At 67.0% G+C, this 22,524-nt stretch carries 15 protein-coding genes and 1 riboswitch; of the genes, 5 read left to right on the forward strand and 10 right to left on the reverse strand.

Features of this window, described 5'->3' with window-relative positions:
• Nucleotides 1-67: 67 nt before the first annotated feature.
• A riboswitch (FMN riboswitch) is annotated at nucleotides 68-254 on the reverse strand.
• 157 nt (nucleotides 255-411) lie between these two features.
• Nucleotides 412-1,035, forward strand: a complete 624-nt coding sequence (locus AC06FE_RS17550) for an outer membrane beta-barrel protein (protein ID WP_446541925.1) — start codon at nucleotides 412-414, stop codon at nucleotides 1,033-1,035.
• A gap of 202 nt (nucleotides 1,036-1,237) precedes the next feature.
• Here AC06FE_RS17550 and ribD read toward each other — a convergent pair whose 3' ends face one another.
• From ribD to glyA, 5 genes are all read right to left on the reverse strand, one after another.
• Nucleotides 1,238-2,323: a bifunctional diaminohydroxyphosphoribosylaminopyrimidine deaminase/5-amino-6-(5-phosphoribosylamino)uracil reductase RibD gene (gene ribD / locus AC06FE_RS17555; RefSeq protein ID WP_478073759.1), complete on the reverse strand. Its 1,086-nt coding sequence runs from the start codon at nucleotides 2,321-2,323 to the stop codon at nucleotides 1,238-1,240.
• 117 nt (nucleotides 2,324-2,440) lie between these two features.
• Complete coding sequence (locus tag AC06FE_RS17560; RefSeq protein WP_478073760.1) at nucleotides 2,441-2,908, reverse strand: GNAT family N-acetyltransferase; 468 nt, start codon at nucleotides 2,906-2,908, stop codon at nucleotides 2,441-2,443.
• A gap of 58 nt (nucleotides 2,909-2,966) precedes the next feature.
• Nucleotides 2,967-3,701 (reverse strand): hypothetical protein, encoded by a 735-nt coding sequence (locus tag AC06FE_RS17565; protein ID WP_478073761.1) that lies wholly within the window; start codon nucleotides 3,699-3,701, stop codon nucleotides 2,967-2,969.
• Between the two features lie 88 nt (nucleotides 3,702-3,789).
• Complete coding sequence (gene nrdR, locus AC06FE_RS17570; RefSeq protein WP_313252728.1) at nucleotides 3,790-4,323, reverse strand: transcriptional regulator NrdR; 534 nt, start codon at nucleotides 4,321-4,323, stop codon at nucleotides 3,790-3,792.
• Between the two features lie 171 nt (nucleotides 4,324-4,494).
• Nucleotides 4,495-5,748 (reverse strand): serine hydroxymethyltransferase, encoded by a 1,254-nt coding sequence (gene glyA / locus AC06FE_RS17575; protein ID WP_192286698.1) that lies wholly within the window; start codon nucleotides 5,746-5,748, stop codon nucleotides 4,495-4,497.
• Nucleotides 5,749-5,985: 237 nt separating this feature from the next.
• On the opposite strand from glyA, the gene AC06FE_RS17580 reads away from it, so the two are divergent.
• Nucleotides 5,986-7,680 carry a ShlB/FhaC/HecB family hemolysin secretion/activation protein gene (locus AC06FE_RS17580; RefSeq protein WP_478073762.1) on the forward strand — a complete coding sequence of 565 codons (1,695 nt, stop codon included), beginning with the start codon at nucleotides 5,986-5,988 and terminating at the stop codon, nucleotides 7,678-7,680.
• Nucleotides 7,681-7,690: 10 nt separating this feature from the next.
• Nucleotides 7,691-13,066, forward strand: a complete 5,376-nt coding sequence (locus tag AC06FE_RS17585) for an MBG domain-containing protein (RefSeq protein WP_478073763.1) — start codon at nucleotides 7,691-7,693, stop codon at nucleotides 13,064-13,066.
• Nucleotides 13,067-13,195: 129 nt separating this feature from the next.
• Here AC06FE_RS17585 and AC06FE_RS17590 read toward each other — a convergent pair whose 3' ends face one another.
• The gene (locus AC06FE_RS17590; RefSeq protein ID WP_446541931.1) at nucleotides 13,196-13,660 is read right to left on the reverse strand and encodes an RcnB family protein; all 465 of its coding nucleotides are present in this window, start codon (nucleotides 13,658-13,660) and stop codon (nucleotides 13,196-13,198) included.
• A gap of 217 nt (nucleotides 13,661-13,877) precedes the next feature.
• Here AC06FE_RS17590 and ettA point away from each other — a divergent pair, with 217 nt between their 5' ends.
• Together ettA and AC06FE_RS17600 are read left to right on the forward strand one after the other, a co-directional pair.
• Nucleotides 13,878-15,542, forward strand: coding sequence for an energy-dependent translational throttle protein EttA (ettA, locus tag AC06FE_RS17595; protein WP_192286702.1), 1,665 nt, complete (start codon nucleotides 13,878-13,880; stop codon nucleotides 15,540-15,542).
• 269 nt (nucleotides 15,543-15,811) lie between these two features.
• Nucleotides 15,812-17,128: an NCS2 family permease gene (locus AC06FE_RS17600; RefSeq protein WP_478073764.1), complete on the forward strand. Its 1,317-nt coding sequence runs from the start codon at nucleotides 15,812-15,814 to the stop codon at nucleotides 17,126-17,128.
• 28 nt (nucleotides 17,129-17,156) lie between these two features.
• On the opposite strand, the gene AC06FE_RS17605 is transcribed toward AC06FE_RS17600, so the two are convergent.
• The 4 genes from AC06FE_RS17605 to AC06FE_RS17620 form a co-directional block, all read right to left on the reverse strand.
• A complete protein-coding gene (locus AC06FE_RS17605; protein WP_478073765.1) occupies nucleotides 17,157-17,942 on the reverse strand; it encodes a DUF3667 domain-containing protein in 786 nt (261 codons plus the stop codon).
• Nucleotides 17,943-18,018: 76 nt separating this feature from the next.
• A complete protein-coding gene (locus AC06FE_RS17610) occupies nucleotides 18,019-19,047 on the reverse strand; it encodes a fimbrial protein (protein WP_478073789.1) in 1,029 nt (342 codons plus the stop codon).
• Nucleotides 19,044-21,650, reverse strand: a complete 2,607-nt coding sequence (locus AC06FE_RS17615) for a fimbria/pilus outer membrane usher protein (protein ID WP_478073766.1) — start codon at nucleotides 21,648-21,650, stop codon at nucleotides 19,044-19,046. The genes AC06FE_RS17610 and AC06FE_RS17615 overlap by 4 nt, the downstream gene beginning before the upstream one ends.
• Before the next feature lie 97 nt (nucleotides 21,651-21,747).
• Nucleotides 21,748-22,473 (reverse strand): fimbrial biogenesis chaperone, encoded by a 726-nt coding sequence (locus tag AC06FE_RS17620; protein WP_478073767.1) that lies wholly within the window; start codon nucleotides 22,471-22,473, stop codon nucleotides 21,748-21,750.
• Nucleotides 22,474-22,524 lie beyond the last annotated feature (51 nt).

Here is a 22,524-nt window from a genome sequence, read left to right on the forward strand (position 1 = left end):
TCCGCGGAAAGTGAGCGAAAAACGCCGCAAGGCAAACAGGCGCACGGACCCTGCGAGGGGCCCGGGACACCGTCTTCTTTCATCCGGACTATGACCGTCGGCTCCGGCATCTGACCGGATCTGCTGACCTCCTGCCCACCATCTGCACATGTTTGTGCCGGCCGACCGGAGCGCTCGCGGGCTCGTCCGGCTACCCCGGAAAGGGCGCCAAACCTACCGCCGGTGGGGAGTTACACCCCGCCCTGAAGACGTTTGTGCGTGCCGGCGAACCGGCCCGCCCATTGTATCAGCCCCGTCTGAACGGATGGATTCCCGTCAATATTTCGTTAAACTCCCGCCGCCGCGACATGAGGTTGCGGTGCTGGCCTGCAATGGGCCGGGCGATACACACTGGATTTGAAGAGGATTTTCATGCGCAAGACCCTGATTCTGGCCGCCCTGCTGGCCGCCACCCCGTTCGCCGCCGCCGCTGACGAACTGAGCTACACCTTCGTCGAAGCCGGCTGGACCCAGGTCCGCATCAACGACAACAACCTGGACGATCCCAAGACCAACGGTGCCTACCTGCGCGGTTCGTACAACATCGCCAAGAACGTCAATGTGTTCGGTGGCTACTCGCGCATGTCCGAGAGCTTCAACCTGGGTTACGGCGCCCGCGCCAAGTACACGCTGGACATGCCGGAGCTGGGCATCGGCTACCACATGAACCTGAGCGACCGCGTGGACTTCACCACCGACATCGCCTGGGTCCGCGTGGGCACGAAGGAAGAGCTCTCCGGCTTCGGCGCCTACGACGGCAGCTACAAGGAACACACCAACGCTGGCCGCATCACCGCCGGCATCCGCGCCAAGCCCTCGCCGCGCACCGAAGCCTGGCTCAAGGGCGGCGTGATCGATGGCAGCCGCATGGACACCGAGTTCGTCGGCACCCTGGGCGGCCAGGTCAAGTTCAACCAGACCTGGGGCCTGGTCGGCGAGATCCAGCTGTTCGACGACGTCAGCCAGTACTCGGTTGGCGTTCGCGCCAGCTTCTGATCCCCTCCGGGATCGGCATGCAACGGGGGCCGCAAGGCCCCCGTTGTTGTTTCAGGCGCACAGGAGCGGCCCCGGCCGCGAAGCACGTGTGGTTCCCGTGCGCGGAAGAAAAAGCGATCTTGCAGTGCAGGCGGTTGGACTTCCCGGTGCCTGCGCCCTTCCCGGCTTCGTGCCTGAAGGCGCTCCCACCGCAGGTGCGCGGCTACGGGCGCAGCAATACGCGCAGCTCCTTGCCGACCCTGCCGGCATCCACCACCTCCAACGGCACCGCCTGCGCCATGTGCTCGATGCCCAGGCCCGCCAGCAGCGGCCGGGCCCCGTCGCCCATCAACAGCGGGGCGATGTAGAGCAGCAGTTCGTCGGCCAGGCCGGCCTTGAGCAACGCGCCGCACAGGGTGGGGCCCGCTTCCACATGGACTTCGTTGATGCCGCGTGCGCCCAGCAGGGCCATCACCGCATGCAGGTCGAAGCGGCCATCCCCGCCCAACGGCGCGGTGGCAAATTCCGCCCCTTCCAGGCAGGGCGCAGCCAGCGCCGCATCGTGCAGGTACAGGGTGGGTGCGTCGCCTTCGCGTACCCGCGCGCGTTCGAGCGTGCGCAGCCGGGCATCGAGCACCACGCGCAGCGGCGGCAGGAACTGGCCGTGTTCCGGGCGCGCGGTCAGCTGCGGGTCGTCGGCCAGCACCGTGGCCGCACCGGTCAGGATGGCACCGGCGCGTGCCCGCCAGTGCTGTACGTCGGCACGTGCCGCCTCACCGGTGATCCACTTGGACTCACCATTGGCCATGGCGGTGCGCCCGTCCAGGCTGCCGGCCAACTTGACCCGCACGAACGGCCGGCCGCGTTCCACCCGCGACAGGAAGCCACGGTTGAGCGCGCGTGCCGCGTCGGCCATCAGGCCCACCGCCACCTCGATGCCGGCCTGACGCAGCAACGCGAAGCCCCCGCCATCCACATCCGGGAACGGGTCGCCCATCGCCGCCACCACCCGCGCCACGCCCGCCTCGATCAGCGCCAATGCACACGGTGGCGTGCGGCCGTAATGGGCGCAGGGCTCCAACGTGACATAGGCAGTGGCCCCGCGTGCGCGCTCGCCGGCCGCGCGCAGGGCGAACACCTCGGCATGCGGCCCGCCGGCACGCTGGTGCCAGCCTTCACCCACCACCTCGTCACCGTGCGCGATCACGCAGCCGACCATCGGATTGGGCCGCGTGGTCCAGGCCGCCTGTTCGGCCAGGCGCAGCGCGCGGGCCATCAGCAGGTGATCGGTGGCGGTGAACGGGCTCATGCGGGACTCCAAGGGATGCTGCGTGCGATGACGGCAACCGGCGGGAACGACGATCCGGAGTGCCTGGCATGCAAGTTTACGCGTGCCGCCACCTGCACCGCCGGCCATGCGTGGGACTCAGCCTTGCCGCGTCCGGATTTCCATCACGGTGATGGCCAACGGCCCCAACTGCAGTTCGGCGTGCACCCGCCAGCCAAGGCCCTGGTACCAGGGCACCATCGGCGCCTCGCAGTACAGGTACAGCGTCGGCACACCCAGGGCAGCGGCCTGGGCGACGCAATGCCGCACCAACGCCGCACCCACGCCCATCCCGCGTGCGCGGGGCTGCACGTACAACGATGCCAACCACGGCGACCACCCGCGGATCTGCTCATGGTCGTCATGCAGCAGGCTGACCGAGCCCAGCCAGCCCTGCCCGTCTTCGACCAGCCAGCTGCACGGAATGGCATCGCGCTGCTGCGCGCGCAGTTCGGCTTCGGCCTGGGCAACGGTCCAATCGGGCAGCAGGCCGCCGAAGGCCTGCACATGGGCAGCCGCCAGCGCCGGCAGGTATTCGGGGCGGTCAAGCAGATTGACGATCAACATCCGTACTCACGAAATCAAATGGCAGAACCGGTCAGGCCCACTGCGCAACGGCCAGCGTTCACGGCCGCTGGTAACGCCCGCGCTCACGTTCGTCCCCCGGCCAGACCGGCACCAATGCCTTGTCTTCGACACGCAGGAAGGTCGGCATCGGCGCATCGCCCCCTGCGCTCAGGGCTTCCACATCCAGCCGCATCAACAGTGGCCAGCGCGCGTCCCCGTCCACCGCCATCCAGGTCATCGGCATGCCGCTGCGCGGCCAACGTGCCCCCACCTGCACCGGCATGCCCGGGCGCGGCGCGAACAGGGCCGCACCGCGTTCGGCCTGTACCGTCTGTTCCTGGCCATCGGGCCAGCGCAAGGCGACTTCAAGGCCATCGGCGCTCATGCCATGGCTGACCTCGAATGCATAGACCAGCAGGCGATCGCCCTGGTCCGGCATCGGGTACTTGTCCATGTCTGCATACGTCGCGCGCGCCTGCTCGTCACCGTCACGCCGCAGCAGCTGGAACGGCACCTGGGCGCCCTGCTCCCGCGCCATTCCCACGCAGTCCCCGTTGCGCCACCAGCGCCCCTGGGCGGCGAAATCCAATGCTCCGTAGGCCAGCATCCACTGGAAACGCCCGTCCGCGCCGAGTACCAGCTCCGAGCCCACTTCCTGCATGCCGGAGAGGTAGTAGTGGCCCGCGACCGCGCTCGATTCCGCCGATGGCCGCTGCGATGGCTCCGGACACACACCCGCCCGGGAAGGGTCCGCCGCCAGCACCGGCAACGGAACGGCCAACGTCAGCAGCATGCCCAGCCGCCGCCACCTGCTCCGCACCGTCCGGGTCTTCTGGCCTGGCATCACCGTGCCTTCCTGTCATGCCGTGGCAGACACGGCTTCACCGCCGGACCGGCTTTGCCGCCTTGCCGTCCGGCACATCGGCCACCTCCAGCAACGGCAGCTGGCCCTCGTCGGTCGGGTGGTCACGCTCGAGCTTCTCGATCTCGTCGCGGAAGTCGGCCACGTCCTCGAAACTGCGGTACACCGAGGCAAAGCGCACGTACCCGACATGGTCGAGCTTGCGCAGTTCATCCATCACGAAGCCACCGACCTTGATCGACGGCACTTCACGCTCGCCGCACATGCGCAGCTGGTGGACGACCGCACGCACGGCCGCCTCGATGCGCTCCTCCGACACCGGGCGCTTCTGCAGCGCACGGTCGAAGCCCACCCGCAGCTTGCGCGCGTCGAATGCCTCACGGCCTCCATCGCTCTTGATGATCACCGGCAACTTCAGCTCGATGGTTTCCAGCGTGCTGAAGCGCTCGCCACAAGCCTCGCAGCCACGGCGGCGGCGGATGGTGGCGCCATCCTCGGAAACGCGCGAGTCGATGACGCGGGTGTCGGTGTGTTGGCAGAACGGGCAGTGCATCTATCTCGCCTTGAACATCGTGCGCCGACAGCACGGCGCGGGAAATACTACAACGCAGATACAGCAAACCCCGGGATGGAGCAAGGCTGCCCGGCCCGGGGTCTGGCCGCCATCACCGCGGCGGTCCCTTCAACGAACCGGTGCCTGCACAGGGCCGGCACCGGTAAACCGTCAACCGTAAACCGGGTACTGACGGCACTGCAGGGTGACGTTCTCACGCACGCCGGCAATGACGTTCTCATCGCCCGGGTTGTCCAGCACGTCGGCAATCCAGTTGGCCAGCGCCACGCAGTCCGCTTCCTTGTAGCCGCGGGTGGTGATGGCCGGGGTGCCCAGGCGCAGGCCCGAGGTCACGAACGGCGAACGCGGGTCGTTCGGCACCGAGTTCTTGTTGACGGTGATGTGGGCCTTGCCCAGCGCGGCCTCGGCGTCCTTGCCGGACACCTCCTTGCCGATCATGTCCACCAGCATCAGGTGGTTCTGGGTGCCGCCGGAGACGATCTTGTAGCCGCGCGAAATCAGCGTGGTGGCCATCGCCTGGGCGTTCTTCACCACCTGCTGCTGGTAGGCCTTGAATTCCGGCTCCAGCGCTTCCTTGAAGGCCACCGCCTTGGCCGCGATGACGTGCATCAGCGGGCCACCCTGGATGCCCGGGAACACGATCGACTGCAGCTTCTTCTCGATTTCCTCGCCCGCGCCCTTGGCGATGATGATGCCGCCACGCGGACCGCGCAGGGTCTTGTGGGTGGTGGAGGTCACCACGTGGGCGTGTTCGATCGGGTTCGGGTAGACGCCGGCGGCGACCAGGCCGGCCACGTGCGCCATGTCCACGAACAGGTAGGCGCCAACCTTGTCGGCGATGGCGCGGAAGCGCGCCCAGTCCACGACCTGCGAGTAGGCCGAGAAGCCGGCCACGACCATCTTCGGCTTGTGCTCCAGCGCCAGGCGCTCGACTTCGTCGTAATCGATCAGGCCCTGTTCGTTCACGCCGTACTGGACGGCATTGAAGATCTTGCCCGAGGCGTTGACCTTGGCACCGTGGGTCAGGTGGCCGCCATGGGCCAGGCTCATGCCCAGGATGGTGTCGCCCGGCTGCAGCAGCGCGAAGTAGACGGCCTGGTTGGCCTGCGAGCCGCTGTGCGGCTGCACGTTGGCGTAATCGGCGCCGAACAGCTGCTTGAGGCGGTCGATGGCCAGCTTCTCGGCGATGTCCACGTACTCGCAACCGCCGTAGTAGCGCTTGCCCGGGTAACCCTCGGCGTACTTGTTGGTCAGCTGGCTGCCCTGGGCTTCCATCACCGCCGGGCTGGCGTAGTTCTCGCTGGCGATCAGCTCGACATGGTCTTCCTGGCGCTGGCACTCATCGGCGATGGCCTTGGCCAGTTCAGGGTCGTAGGACGCAATACGGACTTCACGCGAGTACATCGTCAGCTCCAGGAGATGGGCGAGGGAACTGCCGATTGTAGCCGTTCCTGCGGGCCCGCCCCCGCGCGCGGGGCTGCCTTCCCGGCATCCCCCACCCGCCCACAAATAGTGAACCAATTCACATTTTGAAGCGATTACCTGAATTCGCTGATCGATCCTGCCGGCTTCTTACGGTTAACAGGGTACAGGCGGGCGTTTGCCGCCTGCCCCTGATCGATCTCCAAGGAACACGTCCCGATGCCCCGCCCCGCCTGCAGCACGCATGAGTCCCTCCCCCCACGCCGGATCGCCCCGGTCCGCGCGACGCTGCTGGCCGTGGCCCTGGCTGGCCTGGCGGCCACGCTGTCCGCACCGATACAGGCGGCAGAACCGTCACCGGCCGTGGCGACGGTCCAGGTCGCCCGGGTCCAGGTGGAGGGCGTAGGTGAACACCCCGACAGCGGCATCAGCCCGGCAGGGATCGAGGCGCTGGCCAATCAGGCACTGCGCGCGCTCGGCCCGGATCAACCCCTGGCCCTGAGCTTGGCCCAGATCGAGCAGATCACCGCGCGCATCACCCAGGCCTACCGGGATGCGGGTTTCCTGGTATCGGTGATCTACATCCCGCCCCAGCAGATCGGCGACAGCCAGACGCTGACGCTGAAAGTGATGGAAGGCCGGGTCGGCCGGGTGCTGGTACAGGGCAGCCGGCGCTACCGCGAAGATCAGCTCACCGCCAGCAGCCTTGGGCTGATTGGCCGGCCGTTGCGCCGCAACGAACTCGACCGCGCCCTGCTCTACGCGCGTGACCTGCCCGGCGTATCGGTCACCTCGGTCCTGCAGGCAGGCCAGAACCCCGGCGAAACCGACATCGTGCTGGTGGCCACCGACAGCGCACGCCCGTACGAGATCACCGCCGGGCTGAGCAACCACGGCACCGACAGCACCGGCAAGTACCGGGCCGAGCTGGGCATCAGCGCCTTCAACGCATTGGGCGCGGGCGATGTGCTGGCCGCCAGCATCGGCTACGGGTTGGACCCGGCCGACAGCTGGCAGGCGGCACTGTCACTCAGTGTGCCCTCGGCGCAGGTGCAGGGACTGAGCGCCATCGCCGGCGTCAGCCGCAGCGAGATGGAGTTGAACACCGGCCCGTTGGCGGCGTTGGAAATCACCGGCCCCACCACGATGTTCTACGCCGGCAGCGACTGGAAATTCATCCAGCGCGCCAACCTGCAGGTGCAGGCCTCGGCACGCTGGATCCACGAGGATTCCAAGCTCGAAGGGCTCGGCTTCCTGCTCTCGCGCCACACCTTTGACGTCCTGGACGCCGGCCTGAGCCTGCGCCATACCGACCACCGCTGGCGCGGCATGAACCTGGCCCAGGTGTCGCTGCGCAAGTCGGTCAATGACGAATCCTCGCCGATGAACTGGCTGTACACCTCGCACGCGCCGTACTTCTGGGTGGCCCGGGCAAGCGTGGCGCGCCTGCAGGCCCTGCCCCACGACCAGCGCCTGCTGCTGCGTGGCAGCGCGCAGTTCACCGATGACGCGCTGACACCGATGGAGCAGTTCAGCGTGGGCGGCCCCACCAGCGTGCGTGCCTACCCGCTGTCCACGGCGCTGGGCGACCGTGGCGTGCAGGCCAGCTTCGAATACCAGCTCAGCGCGCCGGGTTTCGCCAACAAGCCCTCGCCGTTCAATGGCCGCCGCTGGGGTGACCTGCTTGATGTGAATCTGTTCTACGACTGGGGACGCACCTCGCCGACGCCGGACAACCGCCGCTTGGGCGCATTGCCCATCACGCTCGAAGGTGCCGGCCTTGGCCTTGGCCTGCGCCTGCCGTGGCAGCCGGAACTGCGCCTGGACGTGAGCGCGGCCAAACCCACCGGAAGCTACCGCGGCAGCGACGGCCGCAGCACCCAGTACTGGGCGCGCATCAGCACTACTTTCTGAGGACACCGCCATGAATCGCATTTACCGCCTTGTGTTCAACAGCGCACTGCGCCAGGTCCAGGTGGCGTCGGAAGCTGCCAGCGGTGGCCGGATCGTCGCCCGTGGCCGACGCACGCAGGCGCTCGATCGCCCGCGGTTGAAACCACTTGTCCTGGCCCTGGCGCTGGCCTGGGCAGGTGGCGCACAGGCCCAGGTGCTGCCGAGCAATCCGGTTGTGGTGCAGGGCACGGTAAGCATCGCCAATACCCCCAACACACTGCAGGTGACGCAGACCGGCAACCGCGCGCTGATCAACTGGAGCAACTTCAGCATCGGCCAGAGCGATGCGGTGAACTTCATCACCAATAATCCGTCCGCGGTCACGTTGAATGTCGTGATCGGAAATCTGGCCAGCCAGATCGACGGCATGCTGAATTCCGATGGCCATGTATTCCTGATCAATCCGAACGGCATCACCTTCGGTGGCAATGCGCACGTCAACGTTGCCGGGCTGCTCGCCACGACGTTGTCGCTGCAGGACCCGAACGCTCCCATCTACGATTTCCGGCGTGGCGCACATCCGGGCGCGGCGGTGTTGAACCATGGCCAGATCAATGCCAATGGCGGCCCGGTGCTGCTGGCAGGGGCGGCCGTTGGCAACTACGGCACCATCCAGGGTGGCCACATCGGCCTGGTCGCCGCGGACCGGATGGTGGCGTCCTACGATCCTGCCGCGGGCATGAGCTACTACATCGTCGATGCCGTGGATGACGCCCCGCTGGGGCCGGGTCCGGTGCTGGTCAACACCGGCACCTTGCAGGCTTCGCAGGTCAGCCTGCTGGCGCGTGTGCCGACGGGCAGCAGTGCGATCGCGCTCAACATGGGGGGCGTGATCGTCGCCGATACGCTGGTGGCCAATGCCGGTGGCGGCGCCCTGGCAGTGGGAGCGAACATCGAGGCCACGCAGACCAGCCTCATCAGCGATGGCTCGCTGCAGCAGACGGGCGGCACCATCGATACCAACACGCTGGCGCTGCAGACCGGCGGCGGTGCATCGTTGAACGCAAGCGGCAACACCATTTCGTTCATTGAAGGCAGCGTCGGCACCAGCCTGGTGTTGAGCAATAGTCGAGCCCTGTCGCAGCTGGGTGCGCTGAGCGTCGGAGGTGACGCCACCTTCAACAATGGCCCGCATGCGATCACCCTGAGCAACGCCAACAACACGTTCTCGGGCGGGGTGAGGCTGGAAGGCGGTACCACCACGATTGCCAGCAACGGTGTGCTCAAGCTGCGCGCGGCCGAAGTGCAGTCGCTGACGGCATCCGCCATCGGCATCGAACTCAATGGCTTCTTCAACAGCACCGGTGACCAGGCCTACAACGGCGAGGTGACACTGACCGGCAATGCCAGCCTGTCATCGAGTGCCGGGAACATCGCGTTCAACGGTTCCGTCAACGGCGGTGGCAACCTGCGGGTCGATGCGAAGGACGAAGTGCGCTTCGGCGGGATCGTCGGAGGGGCTGCCCGGCTGGGGAGCGTGGAGGTGGTGAGCGGTGATGCCATCCTGAACGGGAGTGTGTATACGTGGGCCATGCAGCGCTACGCCGATGCCGTGAGGCTCGGTGGCAGCGTGTCGCTGAGCAGCAGCCTGGGCAGCGACATCGTGTTCGGCAGCACCATCGATGGTGCTTACAACCTGCTGGTACAGACCGATGGCACGACCCGGTTCGGGGGCACGGTCGGCGGCAGCTCGGCGCTGGCCACCCTGCGGCAGGACGGGGGAACCTTCGAGCTTGGCGCGAATGTCAATGCCATCGGCCTGCAGACCTATGAGAAGGTCAAGCTTGTCGGCGATGTCAACGTGGCCAGCCTGGGCGGTGGCGACATCCGCTTTGATGGGGCGGTCAACGGAGGGCATGCATTGGCGACCTCCACCACCGGTCAAACGTATTTCACGGGTTCCGTTGGCGGGTTGGACGCATTGACGTCGCTGACCGCCGGTGGTGGTGGCGTGACGCTGCTGGGCGGTAATGTGACCACCACGGGCAATCAGCACTACCTCGATGCAGCGGTGCTGGTCGGCAACAGTACGCTGACCAGTACCGGCTCCGGCACCATTCAATTCAGCAAGCGACTCGACGGCAACTTCAACCTGGCGGTGAACACGGCCGGGCAGAGCATTTTCGATGGCACTGTCGGCTTCTATACGCCACTGTTGTCCTTCAGCAGTGATCTGCCAGGCAGCACGCGGATCGGCACCCAGTTCCGCAGCGTGGGTGGCATCGTGTTCAACGATATGCTGGAGCTGAGTGCGAATACGGTGGTGACCAGCACCACCGGCAGCGTCCGGTTTGGCAACATGATCTCCGGTGGCGGCTGGGACCTGCGCGTTGGCGGGGCGACCGGAACGCGCTTCGACAATGATGTCCAGGCCAACATGCTCACCGTGGAAGGCAACGGCACCACCACGCTGGCGGGGGATGTCACCGTCGCGGATGCGGCGCAGTTCAGCCGCCCGGTGCTGCTTGCCGGTGACGTGGCAGTGAGCGGGCAGAGCGTCGTCTTTGGCGGAAGCATCGATGGCGGGCACGCACTGGACATCACCGCCGCGGCGGTGAATGTCGCAGGCCACATCGGCGGCAGCACCCCGCTGGCCTCCCTGGCCGTGGACGCCGGCACGCTTGCGTTGTCCGGGACGGTGACGACCAGCGGCGCATTGTCGTTGACGTCCACCGGCAGCCTGCTCCAGGCCGGTGCCTTCCAGGTTGGCGGGCCTGCCAGTTTCAGTGCTGGTGTCGACATCACCCTCAGCAACGCTGGCAACAGTTTTGCTGGAAAGGTCGCGCTGCATGGCGAGGACGTGACCTTGCATGGCAGCAGCGGGCTGGACATGGATGGCGTGCAGGCGGAAACACTGGTCGCGACGGCGGGCGGGCGCCTGGATCTATCCAATGCCGTGGTCAACGGAGATGCGACGTTGACCGGTGGCGGGCTGGGGTTCGCGCAGGTGCAGGTGGGCGGCAACCTGGTCGCCGACAGCGCGGCCGCTATCACGCAGAGTGGCAGCCTCCAGGTTTCCGGAACCAGCACGCTGGATGCGGGCGGTGACATCACACTGCGCAATGCGGGCAATGTGTTCACCGGCGCGATGGATGTCGACGGCGAGGCGGTGGCGATCACCGCAGGCGGCGGACTGAACATCAGCGCACTGCAGAGCGGCACCAACAAGGCGGTGGAGCTGGTCGCCGGCGGACAGCTGAGCGTGGCGCCTGCGATCAACACCGGCAATGCCAGCCTGCGCCTGAGCTCGCTGGGCGGCGCGCTCGCCATTGCAAACGCGCTGTCCGGCGGGCAAGTGAGCCTGAACGGCGCCTCCGGCCTCACCCTGGCGGCTGATGTGACCGGTGCGCAGCTGTCATTGAGCAGTCAGGGGGGATCGATCATGCAGACGGCGGGCAGCCTGTTGGCCGCCGGTACCACGACGCTGTACGCCGGAAACGCGATCAACCTGGGAATGATTGGCAACAGTTTCGGTGGCGATGTAAGCGTGAACGCGGGTGATGTCCTGCTTCGCACCGGACAGTCCCTGTCCCTGGCCGACGTCACGGCAAACCGTCTCGAGGCGCTGGCGGGCACTGGCCTGACGGTCAGCAACGCGGATACCACCGGTGATGCGACATTGGATGGCGGAAGCGGCCAGCTCCTGCTTCGTGGCGTCACCACAGGAGGCGGCCTGACGGCAAAGGGCACCTCCATCGGCCAGGGCAGCACCCTCTACGTCCATGGCGACAGCAGCTTCCTGGCCGGCGGCGACGTCCTTCTCACCAATGCCGGCAACTTCTTTGGAGGCGTCATGGACATCAACGCCTCCAATGCCCACATCATCAGCGGCGGTGAGTTGGTACTGGGCGAGGTGACAGCCAGCACGCTCGCCGCCCGGGCGGACACCGGCCTGCGCCTGATCGGCCACGTCGTCGCAGACAACGTCGACCTTGCCACCGCTGGCATCTTCGACAACCGTACCGGCGCCGACGCCATCCGGCTGAGCGGCAACGGCCGCTGGAACATCTACCTGGACTCTCCGCATCAGGCGCATGCCTTCAACAACCTGGACAGCGGCAACACCGCCGTCTGGAACACTGCAGCGTTCGGCAATTCCAGTGCAACCGGCAACCGCTATGTGTTCGCCTGGCAGCCGACGCTGACGGTTGCCGGAAACACCCTGCGCAAGACCTACGGCGACGTGCTCAACCCTCTGCTGGCCTTCCGCATGCAGGGTGCAATGACTGCCGTTGCCGGAGCATACAAGGGCGACGAATTGGCCAGCCTGTTCAGCGGACTGCCGAGTGTCATCTCGTTTGGCGCCGCTGCCAATGCCAATGCAAGCGCCTCGCCCTATGTCGTCACTGTCGGCCCCGGGACACTGGATGCTTCCGCTTCCGGCTATCAGCTGGCCTACACCCCCGGGCAGCTCTTCGTTGACCCGCGCGGGCTCATCATCACGGCCGGCAATGCGAGCAAGACCTACGGGCAGGCATCGTCGCTGGGCGGTTACTCCGTCGATGGCCTGGTCAATGGCGACACGGTGAGCGGGCTGGACCTGTTCAGCAACGGCAGTGCCGCCACCGCCAATGCCGGCAACTACGTCATCACCGCCGGCAATGCCTCCGGCACCGGGCTCGGCAACTACGCCATCACCTACGTCGATGGCCTGCTGTCCGTCGGCAAGGCGACGCTGACCATCACCGCAGGGCCCGGCAGCAAGACCTACGGCCAGGATGGCGGGTTCGGCAACTACAGCGTGGACGGACTGCTCAACAGCGATGCAGTGGCCTCGGTGAAGCTGGGCAGCGACGGCGCAGCGGCCAATGCCAGCGTGGGCCATTACGCCATTCACGCCGGTGACGCACAGGGCACAGGCCTGGGCAACTACACCATCACCTACGTCGATGGCCAGATGTCGGTCGGCAAGGCCAACCTGGTCATCACCGCCCGCGATGCCAGCAAGCGCATGGGCCAGGCGCTGCTGCTGGACGGCTACACCGTCGAGGGGCTGCTCAACGGTGACCGCGTCGAGGGGCTCGATCTTTCCAGCGACGGCAGCGCCGCCACCGCCGAGCCGGGGCGCTACGCCATCCTCGCCAGCGCCGCGCGGGGCGACCGCTTGGCCAATTACGCGATCAGCTATCAGGAAGGAACCCTGGACGTTTCGGGGATCGCCTCGGAGGTGCAGGCCCGCCTTGCGCGGGAGATCGCCGCAAACGCGGCCAGGCCGGGCAGCCGCGCCCCCACCGGGCCAGCCGTCGATGCGCCGCTGTACCGGGCCATCGGCGAGGGCATCGCCCGCCCGGGCGACGCCTGCGTCCACATGGGCGACATCCGCTGCCTCAGCCATCAACCGGAATGACCGACGGGCGGGCCAGGAAGCTGCGCCGTTCTCCCCTGCCCGGGTCACCCGGGCCTCGTCCCGCCCCCTGAACGCAGAAGGCGCATCCGCTGGATGCGCCTTCTGTCATTCATGCCTGCGTGGATCAACTCAATGGTTGAACACGATGTCGGCGATGATGCCGGTGGCGATGGCCACCATCAGCAGGTTGCCGCGGTCATCGCGGATCCAGCGGTGGCCGTGCGGGGGGCGACGCACGTGGTAGCGGTCATAGTCGTTGACCACGTAGACCGGGCCACCGTAGTAGTTGTTGTAGCGATAGCCACGCTGGAAGCCGTAGGGCTGGTAGACCACCCGACGCGGCGGGTCGTAGTAGCGACGGTCGTTGTAGCGGGCGTCGCGATAGCCCTCGCGGTAGCCAGCGTTGTAGCGGCGGCGGTCATCGCGCCATTCATGACGGTCATGGCCGCGACCGCGGTCATGGCCCCGGCCCCGGTCATCCCACCCATGGCGCCCGCGGTCGTGGTCACGGTCGCCTGCCGCGAAGGCCGGTGCAGTGGCACCGAAGGCCAGCAGGGTAGTCATCGCGGCGACAACTAGACGGTTCATCTTCATGGGTGGCCCTCACAGGTTGGGTGGACGGTTTCCATCATGCTCACGTCATCTGAACGGATTCCGGCTGGAAACGGTTACGGATCTTTCCTATTCACAAATCAGCAAGCCCTCGCCGGCCGGCCGGCCCCGGCCGGCTTCCGGCTATAATCGCCCATTCCCTTTTGCCCTGGGCCCTGTCCATGCCGGACCGGGCGCGGGCGTGCGCTACGGAGACTTCATGTCCTCGCAATACATCTACACCATGAACCGCGTCAGCAAGGTGGTCCCGCCCAAGCGGCAGATCATCAAGGACATCTCGCTGTCGTTCTTCCCGGGCGCCAAGATCGGCCTGTTGGGCCTGAATGGCGCCGGCAAGTCCACCGTCCTGAAGATCATGGCCGGCGTGGACACCGATTTCGAGGGCGAGGCCCGCCCGCAGGCCGGCATCAAGGTCGGCTACCTGGAGCAGGAACCGCGCCTGGACCCGGCCCAGACCGTGCGTGAAGCGGTCGAGGAAGGCGTGGGCGAAGTGCTGCAGGCCCAGGCCGCGCTGGACAAGATCTATGACGCCTACGCCGAGGAAGGTGCCGACTTCGATGCCTTGGCAAAGGAACAGGAACGGCTGGAAGCCATCCTGGCCGCCGGCGATGCCCACACTCTGGAGAACCAGCTGGACGTGGCCGCCGACGCCCTGCGCCTGCCGCCGTGGGACGCGGTGATCGGCAACCTGTCCGGCGGCGAGAAGCGCCGCGTGGCGCTGTGCCGCCTGCTGCTGCAGAAGCCGGACATGCTGCTGCTCGACGAACCGACCAACCACCTGGACGCCGAGTCGGTGGAATGGCTGGAGCAGTTCCTGGCGCGCTACACCGGCACCGTGGTGGCCGTCACCCATGATCGCTACTTCCTGGACAACGCCGCCGAGTGGATCCTGGAACTGGACCGCGGCCGCGGCATTCCGTGGAAGGGCAACTACACCGAATGGCTGATGCAGAAGGACGAGCGCCTGAAGCAGGAAGACAACCAGGAGAAGGCCCGCCAGAAGGCGATCCAGAAGGAACTGGAGTGGTCGCGCCAGAACGCCAAGGGTGGCCGCACCAAGGGCAAGGCCCGCCTGGCCCGCCTGGAAGAGCTGCAGAGCGTTGACTACCAGAAGCGCAACGAGACCAACGAAATCTTCATCCCGCCGGGCGAGCGCCTGGGCAACTCGGTGATGGAGTTCAAGAACGTCTCCAAGAAGTTCGGCGAGCGCCTGCTGATCGACAACCTGTCGATGATCATCCCGCCGGGTGCCATCGTCGGCATCATCGGCCCGAACGGTGCCGGTAAGTCGACCCTGTTCAAGATGATCACCGGCCAGGAAAAGCCGGATTCGGGCGAGATCGTGGTCGGTCCGACCGTCAAGCTGTCGTACGTGGACCAGAGCCGCGACGCGCTGACCGGCAACCACAACGTGTTCCAGGAAATCGCTGGCGGCCTGGACATCCTCAACATCAACGGCGTGGAGATCCAGTCGCGCGCCTACATCGGCCGCTTCAACTTCAAGGGCCAGGACCAGCAGAAGCTGGTCGGCTCGCTGTCCGGTGGTGAGCGTGGCCGCCTGCACATGGCCAAGACCCTGCTGCAGGGTGGCAACGTGCTGCTGCTCGATGAACCGTCCAACGACCTGGACATCGAAACCCTGCGTGCGCTGGAAGACGCGCTGCTGGAGTTCCCGGGCAACACGTTCGTCATCTCGCATGACCGCTGGTTCCTGGACCGCATCGCCACGCACATCATCGCCTTCGAAGGCGACTCGCACGTGGAGTTCTTCCAGGGCAACTACCGCGAGTACGAAGAGGACAAGAAGCGTCGCCTGGGCGACGATGCCGGTCCCAAGCGCCTGCGCTTCAAGGCGCTGAAGTAATACCCGACAGACGGCCGCCCAGTGCGGCCGTCTGCTTTTAGCGGTGCCACCAGATTGCGTGGCCGCCGTTTGAGCCCCTCTCCCGTGTACGGGAGAGGGGTTGGGGTGAGGGCAAGCTCTGCGCGGAGAAGCCAGCATCGCTTGCGTCAGTCAAAAGGCTTGAAGATCTGAGGATCGGGTGAAGCTCCCCCTCATCCGCCCCCTCGGGGCACCTTCTCCCGCATGCGGGAGAAGGGACGGCCCGCATCTCCTGCACGTCGGAATTCCCCATGTCCCTGCTCGACCGTCTCTTCAAACTCCAACAGCACGGCACCAGCGTCCGCACCGAACTGCTGGCCGGGCTGACCACCTTCCTGACGATGTCCTACATCGTCTTCGTCAATCCCGAGATCCTGGGCACCACCGGCATGGACCCGGGCGCGGTGTTCGTGGCGACCTGCCTGGCCGCGGCCGTGGGTTCGGTGGTGATGGCGCTGGCCGCCAATTTCCCGGTCGGCATGGCCCCGGGCATGGGCCTGAACGCCTTCTTCGCCTTCACCGTGGTGGGCGCGGCCGGCCTGCCCTGGCAGCAGGCGCTGGCGGCGGTGTTCATCTCCGGCGTGGTGTTCTGGGTGCTGACCCTGACCGGCGTGCGCGCCTGGCTGGTGGCCGGCATCCCGGCGTCGCTGCGCTCGGCCATCGTGGCCGGCATCGGCCTGTTCCTGGCCATCATCGCGCTGCAGAAATCCGAGGTGATCGTCGCCAACAGCGACACCATGCTCACCCTGGGCCCACTCAACACCGCCCCGCCCCTGCTGGCGCTGGGCGGCTTCCTGCTGATCGCGGTGCTGGAAGCGCGCAAGGTCCGCGGCGCAATCCTGATCGGCATCCTCGCCGTGACCGGCGTGGCCTGGGCGATCGGCAGCGTGCAGTACCAGGGCATCGTGTCGCTGCCGCCGAGCCTGGCGCCCACCTTCCTGCAGCTGGACCTCCCCGGCCTGCTCCACCACGACGGCGGCGCGCCGCTGGCGGTGTTGCTGCAGGTGGTGCTGGTGTTCGTGCTGGTGGAAGTGTTCGACGCCACCGGCACGCTGTACGGCGTGGTCGGCCGTGCCGGCCTGCTCAAGCTGGGCGATGGCAACAAGCGCTTCGGCCGTGCACTGCTGGCCGACAGCACCGCGATCGTCGCCGGCTCGCTGCTGGGCACCAGCTCCACCACCGCCTTTGCCGAAAGCGCCTCCGGCGTGCAGGTGGGCGGTCGCACCGGCCTGACCGCGCTGGTGGTCGCCGCGCTGTTCCTGGCCGCGCTGCTGTTCTCGCCGCTGGCCGAGATGGTGCCGTCCTACGCCACCGCCCCGGCACTGCTGTTCGTGGCCGGCCTGATGCTGCGCGAACTGGTCGAGGTGAAGTGGGACGACCTGACCGAATCGGTGCCGGCCGCGCTGTGCGCGCTGGCGATGCCGTTCACCTACTCCATCGCCAACGGCCTGGCGTTCGGCTTCATTGCCTATGCCGCGTTGAAGGCCGGCACCGGGCGCTGGCGCGAAGTGCGCCCGGCGGTGTGGCTGGTGGCCGGGCTGTTCGTGCTGCGCTACGCGCTGGAGTAACCCGGCCAGCGCGGCCGGACACCCGCGTTCAGTGGACCAGCAGCACCACAATCACGGCAACAACCGTGGCCATCGTGCTGAGCACGGAGAAAATGCCCAGCGCCAGCAGCGCACGCCACAGGGTCGACCAGATCGGCCGGCCCTCGAAGAACTGCACCAGCGAAACGACGCTGTAAGCCGAGCCCAACAGCGCCGCCAGGACCTGCGTCTGCGGCAGCCAGCGATGCACCAGCACCAGCAGCGACCAGACCACGAAGGTCTGCACCGTGAGCAGGGTGGTGATCACCAGCCATTCGGGATAGTTCAGTTTGCCGAAACGGCTGAACACCACGCGGAAGATCAAGGCTTCCAGCGGCAGCAACATCAGCGTGAACGCCGCGAAATGCGATTCGATCCACGCGTTCACGCTGCGGAACGACGCTGCCAGCTTCGCCAGCTCAGGCGGTACCCCCGGCCCCGCCCCCAGTGCATCCATGGCGGCACTGTCCATCACGCCTGCGCCGTTGAGCAGGCGGTTCAACAACAGCACCGCGGCCGCCGTCATGGTGATCAGCAGCACCGGTTTGACCTGGTTGCCGCGGCGGCCTTCGATGTAGTCGCGCAGCAGCTTGCCCGGCTGCAGCATCAACTGCTTGAGCGAGTACAGGATGCCGCGGTCCATGTGCAGCACGCTGTGCTCCAGCTCGTGGCCGAGGAAATGCCAGTCGATGCGATGCACCGGCGTGGGCTGGCCACAGCCCGGGCAGAACTTCTGGTCGGCACCGCCGACCGCGCGGCCACAATTGATACAGCTTGCGTCGACGTGCATCCCCATGCACCGCCCCCTTGTTGGCAAGGCGGCATTCTAGAACGGGCCTCGGCCAGGCCGCCATCGCCCTGCCCGGCCGGGCTCAATCGTAGGTGATGGTGAAGGTGGCCGCCCCGTTGGCCGTGCCCGGCCCCACCGCGCCCGCCTGGGTCTGGATGTAGCGCGCACGCAGCGGCAGGTTGAAGGCACTGCTGCCAACCACGGTCGTTCCCAGCGGCACCGTGGTGCCGAATGCCAGCGCGCGTTCGGCCGCGCCATCACGCTGCACCAGCTCGATGCCGATCCGCGTGGCGGTGTTGCCGCCCTGGGTCAGGCGCAGCACACCGGCACGGTTGGAGCTGTCCTGGGTGGCATCCAGGCGGATGCCGATCGCGCTCTGGTAAGCGGCCAGGTTGCTGCCCTGGCAATTGAGACGGATGTCGAAATCACGATTGACCGCCCGTGAGCCCACCCCGGTGAAGGTGCTGGCCGGCACCGCGCCGAAGTCCACCACCAGGTTGCGGCTACCGGCCAGTACCTCGCAGGTGGGACTGACCACGGTGGTGCCGGTGCCTTTGAAGGTGGAGGTGAGCACGGGCTTGGCCGCGCCATCGCCGTCCATGTAGTACGTCGTGAACCGGCCGGCGGCGGCAATCGATCCAGAGCCTGTCTGGGCCGCCGTCTTGATCAGTTCGACCCGGAAGGTGCCACCGGCCAGGTCCAGGGTGGAACTTCCGGTGTTGAACGACAAGGTGTGCGGGTAGTACGCCTGTACGCTGCCGGAGTCGCGATACACCCGGATTCCCACCCCGTCCACCAGTGTCCTGTAGGTGTTGGCGATACCCGTGGTGATGGCCTGCTGGGCGTTGACATACTTGCCTTCGGCATAACCTCCCGAATTGCAGCTGGCCACTCTGCTGACCGGGTTGATGGTCGCGTTCAAGGTCTTGATCACGCCCCCGACCGGCGTGCTGGGCAGGATGGTCACCTGCCCCATGTCCATCTGCACGTCCTGCGCGACGAACCCGGATTTGGTGATGCTGCACCTGGCCAACGCGGGCCCGGCCTGCAGGCCAGCCAGCAGCACGGCCACCCCGCAGATACCACGACCAACCGCACCCGGAAGAATCATCGACATATCGCCTCCATGGATACAACGCCTGCCTGCCCGGCCGAAGCTTCAGCCGGCACCTGATAGTCCACGCCGCAGTGCTGGTCGTCGTTCGCGCCCCAGCGCACCTGCAGCCGGCCGGCGTCGTGTTCGCTGCGCAGGTAGATGCGCCCGCCCTGGCTGACCATGCCCACCGGCTGCCCGGCCGCATCGACCACCTGCGCACCGAACGGCATGGCCTGGCCATGGCCGTCGCGTACCCGCATCAACAACGCACGCCCCTTGCGGGTGGCGAAGTGCAGATGGCTGATGGCACCGGCATACGGCGCCACCGTCTGGCTGCTGCCCTGCAGCTCCACGTCCAGCGACATGCCCTGCGGATCCAGCGTGACCGTATTGAGTCGATACGGCGAGACATATGGCACCACCGCGTATCCATCGCCATCGATGCGCAATCCGGGGGCATTGCCCACGCGCGCATCGCGCGCATCGCGTGCTTCCACCAGCACCATGGTGTCGCCGCGGTCCGGCGTGAAGGTCGCCCCGCCCGGATGCACGACCAGGCTGCCATTGGCGCCGAACGCTGCCTGGCGGAACGCGCTGGAATAGCTGTACGAGCCGCTCAGCGCGGTGTAGCGGCTGCGATACTCGGCATTGCCGACCAAAGTGCTGTCACCATCATGTGCATCGGACAGGGCCAGCCCATAGCTGAGCGCGTTCGCCTCGCCGGTCGCGCCGGTGATGCCGATGCGGCTGTTGTCATACCCCTGCGTGCCGCGCGCGCCCACGTCCACATTCAGCGACAGCGGCTGCGTGCCACGGCCCAGCGGCACGCTCACCGACAGCAGGTATTCGGTGTCCGGGCGTCCGCCAACGCCGTCTTCGGTGCGCACCGCGGAGAACCCATAGTTGAGTGCGCGCCAGGCATGGTTGTAGCCCACCTGGAACTGCTTGCCGGTGCCTGCGCGGTCATAGAAGTCGCGCAGCGAGCCGGTGACGTACAACGCGCCCCATCGCTGTCCCAGTGGCTGGTTCAGCGTCAGCTGGACCTGGCTGCGCTGGCGGCCCAGCGCAAACCCGTCGCCGCGACGTACCGCATCGCGCACCTGCATCGCATCGAGCAGGCTGTAGAAGCCACGGGTGGAATAGCGATACGCCGCCACGGTCAGGTTGGTTCCGGTGTCGCCGATGAGATGGCTGTAACTCAGCCGGACACTGGCGCCCTGCCGCCGGCGCAGGCCCGCCAGCTCGGTGCGCGCATGAGTGACATCGGCCGCGAAGGCGCCCACCGCGGTGGAAAGGCCCAGCCCATACAGCACCGAGGCATAGCCCTCGCTGGCGTTGCCACCGCCGTACAGCGTCAGGCGGTTGCCCATCCCGCGCTGGTAGGTGGCCTGCAGCAACCAGGGGGCATCATCCAGCTGATCGTTGCGCACCTTGCCCGCGGTGATCGCATAGCGCGAAATGCCCGCCCGCAACATCTGCGGCACCGAACCAAACGGCACCTTGAACACGCGCCGCCGGCCGTCGGCTTCAAGCACGGTCACCTCGAGGTCGCCACCATAGCCGGTGGGGTAGAGGTCATCGATGACGAAGCTGCCCGGCGACACCGTGGCCGAATGGATCAACTGCTGGTTCTGGCGGATCTCCACACGTGCATTGGTTTCGGCGATGCCCCGCACCACCGGTGCGTAGCCACGCAGTGAATCGGGCAGCATGCGGTCGTCGCTGACCAGGCTGATGCCGCTGTAGCCGATCGCATCGAACAGTTCGCCGTTGGTATAGGACTGCCCGATCGTCAGCAGGCCGCGCACGCTGGCGATGCCGCGCTGGGCGTAGCTCGCGATGCCCTGCCAATGGCGGCCGTCACCTTCGTTCCAGGTGAGGTTGGCGTCATGCCGGAACTGCCATCCGGCCAGGTTCACCCCGGCGTTGAGTCCCAGGTAGGCGCTGCGGCTGCGTCGCCCACCCGGGGTCCGGTTGTCGCTGTCCACGCCGTTGAAGCTGTAGCCGATGAAACCGGCATTGATGCCACGATCCCACTGCGCGGGACTGACGTAGCCGCGCGCTTCGCGCCGCAGGACGGCCTGCGGGATGCTCAGGTCATAGCGCAGGTCCGCGCCGTCGAAGCGGCCGAATGCGTCGGCGATGCGCTGGCGCACCGGCATGCAGGCGTCGTCCAGCGGCACGGCCTCGGCGGTGCCCGCGCCGAGCACCGTGCTGTCCACGCCCAGTTCCGCCAGTTGCAACGGGCTGAAGCAGGCATCCACCTGGCCATTGGCGTCGGCCTTGAACGCCACGTCGCGCCGCCCCTGCCACGCCCCGTTCACATAGAGGTCCACGCGATAGATGCCGGCAGCCATCGGGTTGCCGTTGCTGAAGGCGGACAGGTCGATGCGACGCGCCTGCCCGGACAGGAAGTTCGAGTTGAACTGGGCGTTGGCCGGCGGTGCCAACGGGACGGCACCGGCCGCACTCTGCGCCAGCAAGGCGCGCTCGCCGAGGTTGACCGGCTCGGCCCACGCCCGCGCCGCAGCGGACAGTGCCACCGCCGTAGCCAGCCATCGGCAGGCCCTGCCGCCGATCGCGCGGCGCGATGGTGCATGGCGGGCTACGCCAGGCATGGATGCGATCATCCTGCTTCCCTTCACGCGGACCTCTCCAGACGCCGTCGGTCTGCGCCCCTGCACGGGACGCGCGGGCGGACGGCGATGCATCTCTTCAGCGCCCCGCATCCAGGCGAACGCTTCGCTCGATGCGACCGCCGTAGTCGTTGATGGTGCGGAACCGTACCTCCTCGGTGGCCGCCGGCACGATGAACTCCAACTGCTGGTCCGGCGCGATCATCCTGCCCTGCGCCTGGATCGCGGTGTCCTGGCCAGCGGCCCGCGCATGCACCTCGGCCAATGTCACGTGGTACGGCGTGGGGTTGTGCACGCGCAGGCGGTCACCGCCCAGGGCCCACTGCAGCGACTGCGCTGCATCGTTGGCGTGGCCCTTCAGCCCCTGCGGACGGAAGAACAGCTTCAGGCGTGAACGGAACGCGACCTGCAGGTAGTTCTGCCCGGCACCGCCGGCCTCCTCAGGAACGGGCGGGACATCCAGCACGTTGAGCCAGAACACCGTTTCACGATCGGCGGGCAGCGCGCGTCCGGAGTAGATCACCCGCAAGGCCTGGCTGCTGCCCGGCTCCACCCGGCTGATCGGCGGTGTCAGCACGAACGGGGCATCACTGTCCTCCGGCGTCTGGTCGACATCGCCCGCATCGATCCATGCCTGCACCAGCGACGGTGTATCGCCGACGTTGTTCACCTGCACGGTGACCTCGCGCGCCTGCGCCGGGTAGATCACGCGCGTGCCATTGACCACGACGCCGGCCTGCGCGGCGGGACAGAGCAGCAGGGACGACACCAGCAGCAGTGATGCCCGACGACGGATCACGTTCATTGCCCAACGACCGGAAGAAGGGGAAACCAACGACCGGCCACGTGGCCGGCC

This window comes from Stenotrophomonas sp. Steno-C18 (assembly GCF_056393195.1).

Excerpts from the sequence above, each read along its gene's own strand:
- AC06FE_RS17550 (WP_446541925.1), top strand. The coding sequence starts at position 412 with ATGCGCAAGACCCTGATTCTGGCCGCCCTGCTGGCCGCCACCCCGTTC.
- ribD (WP_478073759.1), bottom strand. The coding sequence starts at position 2,323 with ATGAGCCCGTTCACCGCCACCGATCACCTGCTGATGGCCCGCGCGCTG.
- AC06FE_RS17560 (WP_478073760.1), bottom strand. The coding sequence starts at position 2,908 with ATGTTGATCGTCAATCTGCTTGACCGCCCCGAATACCTGCCGGCGCTG.
- AC06FE_RS17565 (WP_478073761.1), bottom strand. The coding sequence starts at position 3,701 with ATGCTGCTGACGTTGGCCGTTCCGTTGCCGGTGCTGGCGGCGGACCCT.
- nrdR (WP_313252728.1), bottom strand. The coding sequence starts at position 4,323 with ATGCACTGCCCGTTCTGCCAACACACCGACACCCGCGTCATCGACTCG.
- glyA (WP_192286698.1), bottom strand. The coding sequence starts at position 5,748 with ATGTACTCGCGTGAAGTCCGTATTGCGTCCTACGACCCTGAACTGGCC.
- AC06FE_RS17580 (WP_478073762.1), top strand. The coding sequence starts at position 5,986 with ATGCCCCGCCCCGCCTGCAGCACGCATGAGTCCCTCCCCCCACGCCGG.
- AC06FE_RS17585 (WP_478073763.1), top strand. The coding sequence starts at position 7,691 with ATGAATCGCATTTACCGCCTTGTGTTCAACAGCGCACTGCGCCAGGTC.
- AC06FE_RS17590 (WP_446541931.1), bottom strand. The coding sequence starts at position 13,660 with ATGAAGATGAACCGTCTAGTTGTCGCCGCGATGACTACCCTGCTGGCC.
- ettA (WP_192286702.1), top strand. The coding sequence starts at position 13,878 with ATGTCCTCGCAATACATCTACACCATGAACCGCGTCAGCAAGGTGGTC.
- AC06FE_RS17600 (WP_478073764.1), top strand. The coding sequence starts at position 15,812 with ATGTCCCTGCTCGACCGTCTCTTCAAACTCCAACAGCACGGCACCAGC.
- AC06FE_RS17605 (WP_478073765.1), bottom strand. The coding sequence starts at position 17,942 with ATGGGGATGCACGTCGACGCAAGCTGTATCAATTGTGGCCGCGCGGTC.
- AC06FE_RS17610 (WP_478073789.1), bottom strand. The coding sequence starts at position 19,047 with ATGATTCTTCCGGGTGCGGTTGGTCGTGGTATCTGCGGGGTGGCCGTG.
- AC06FE_RS17615 (WP_478073766.1), bottom strand. The coding sequence starts at position 21,650 with ATGCCTGGCGTAGCCCGCCATGCACCATCGCGCCGCGCGATCGGCGGC.
- AC06FE_RS17620 (WP_478073767.1), bottom strand. The coding sequence starts at position 22,473 with ATGAACGTGATCCGTCGTCGGGCATCACTGCTGCTGGTGTCGTCCCTG.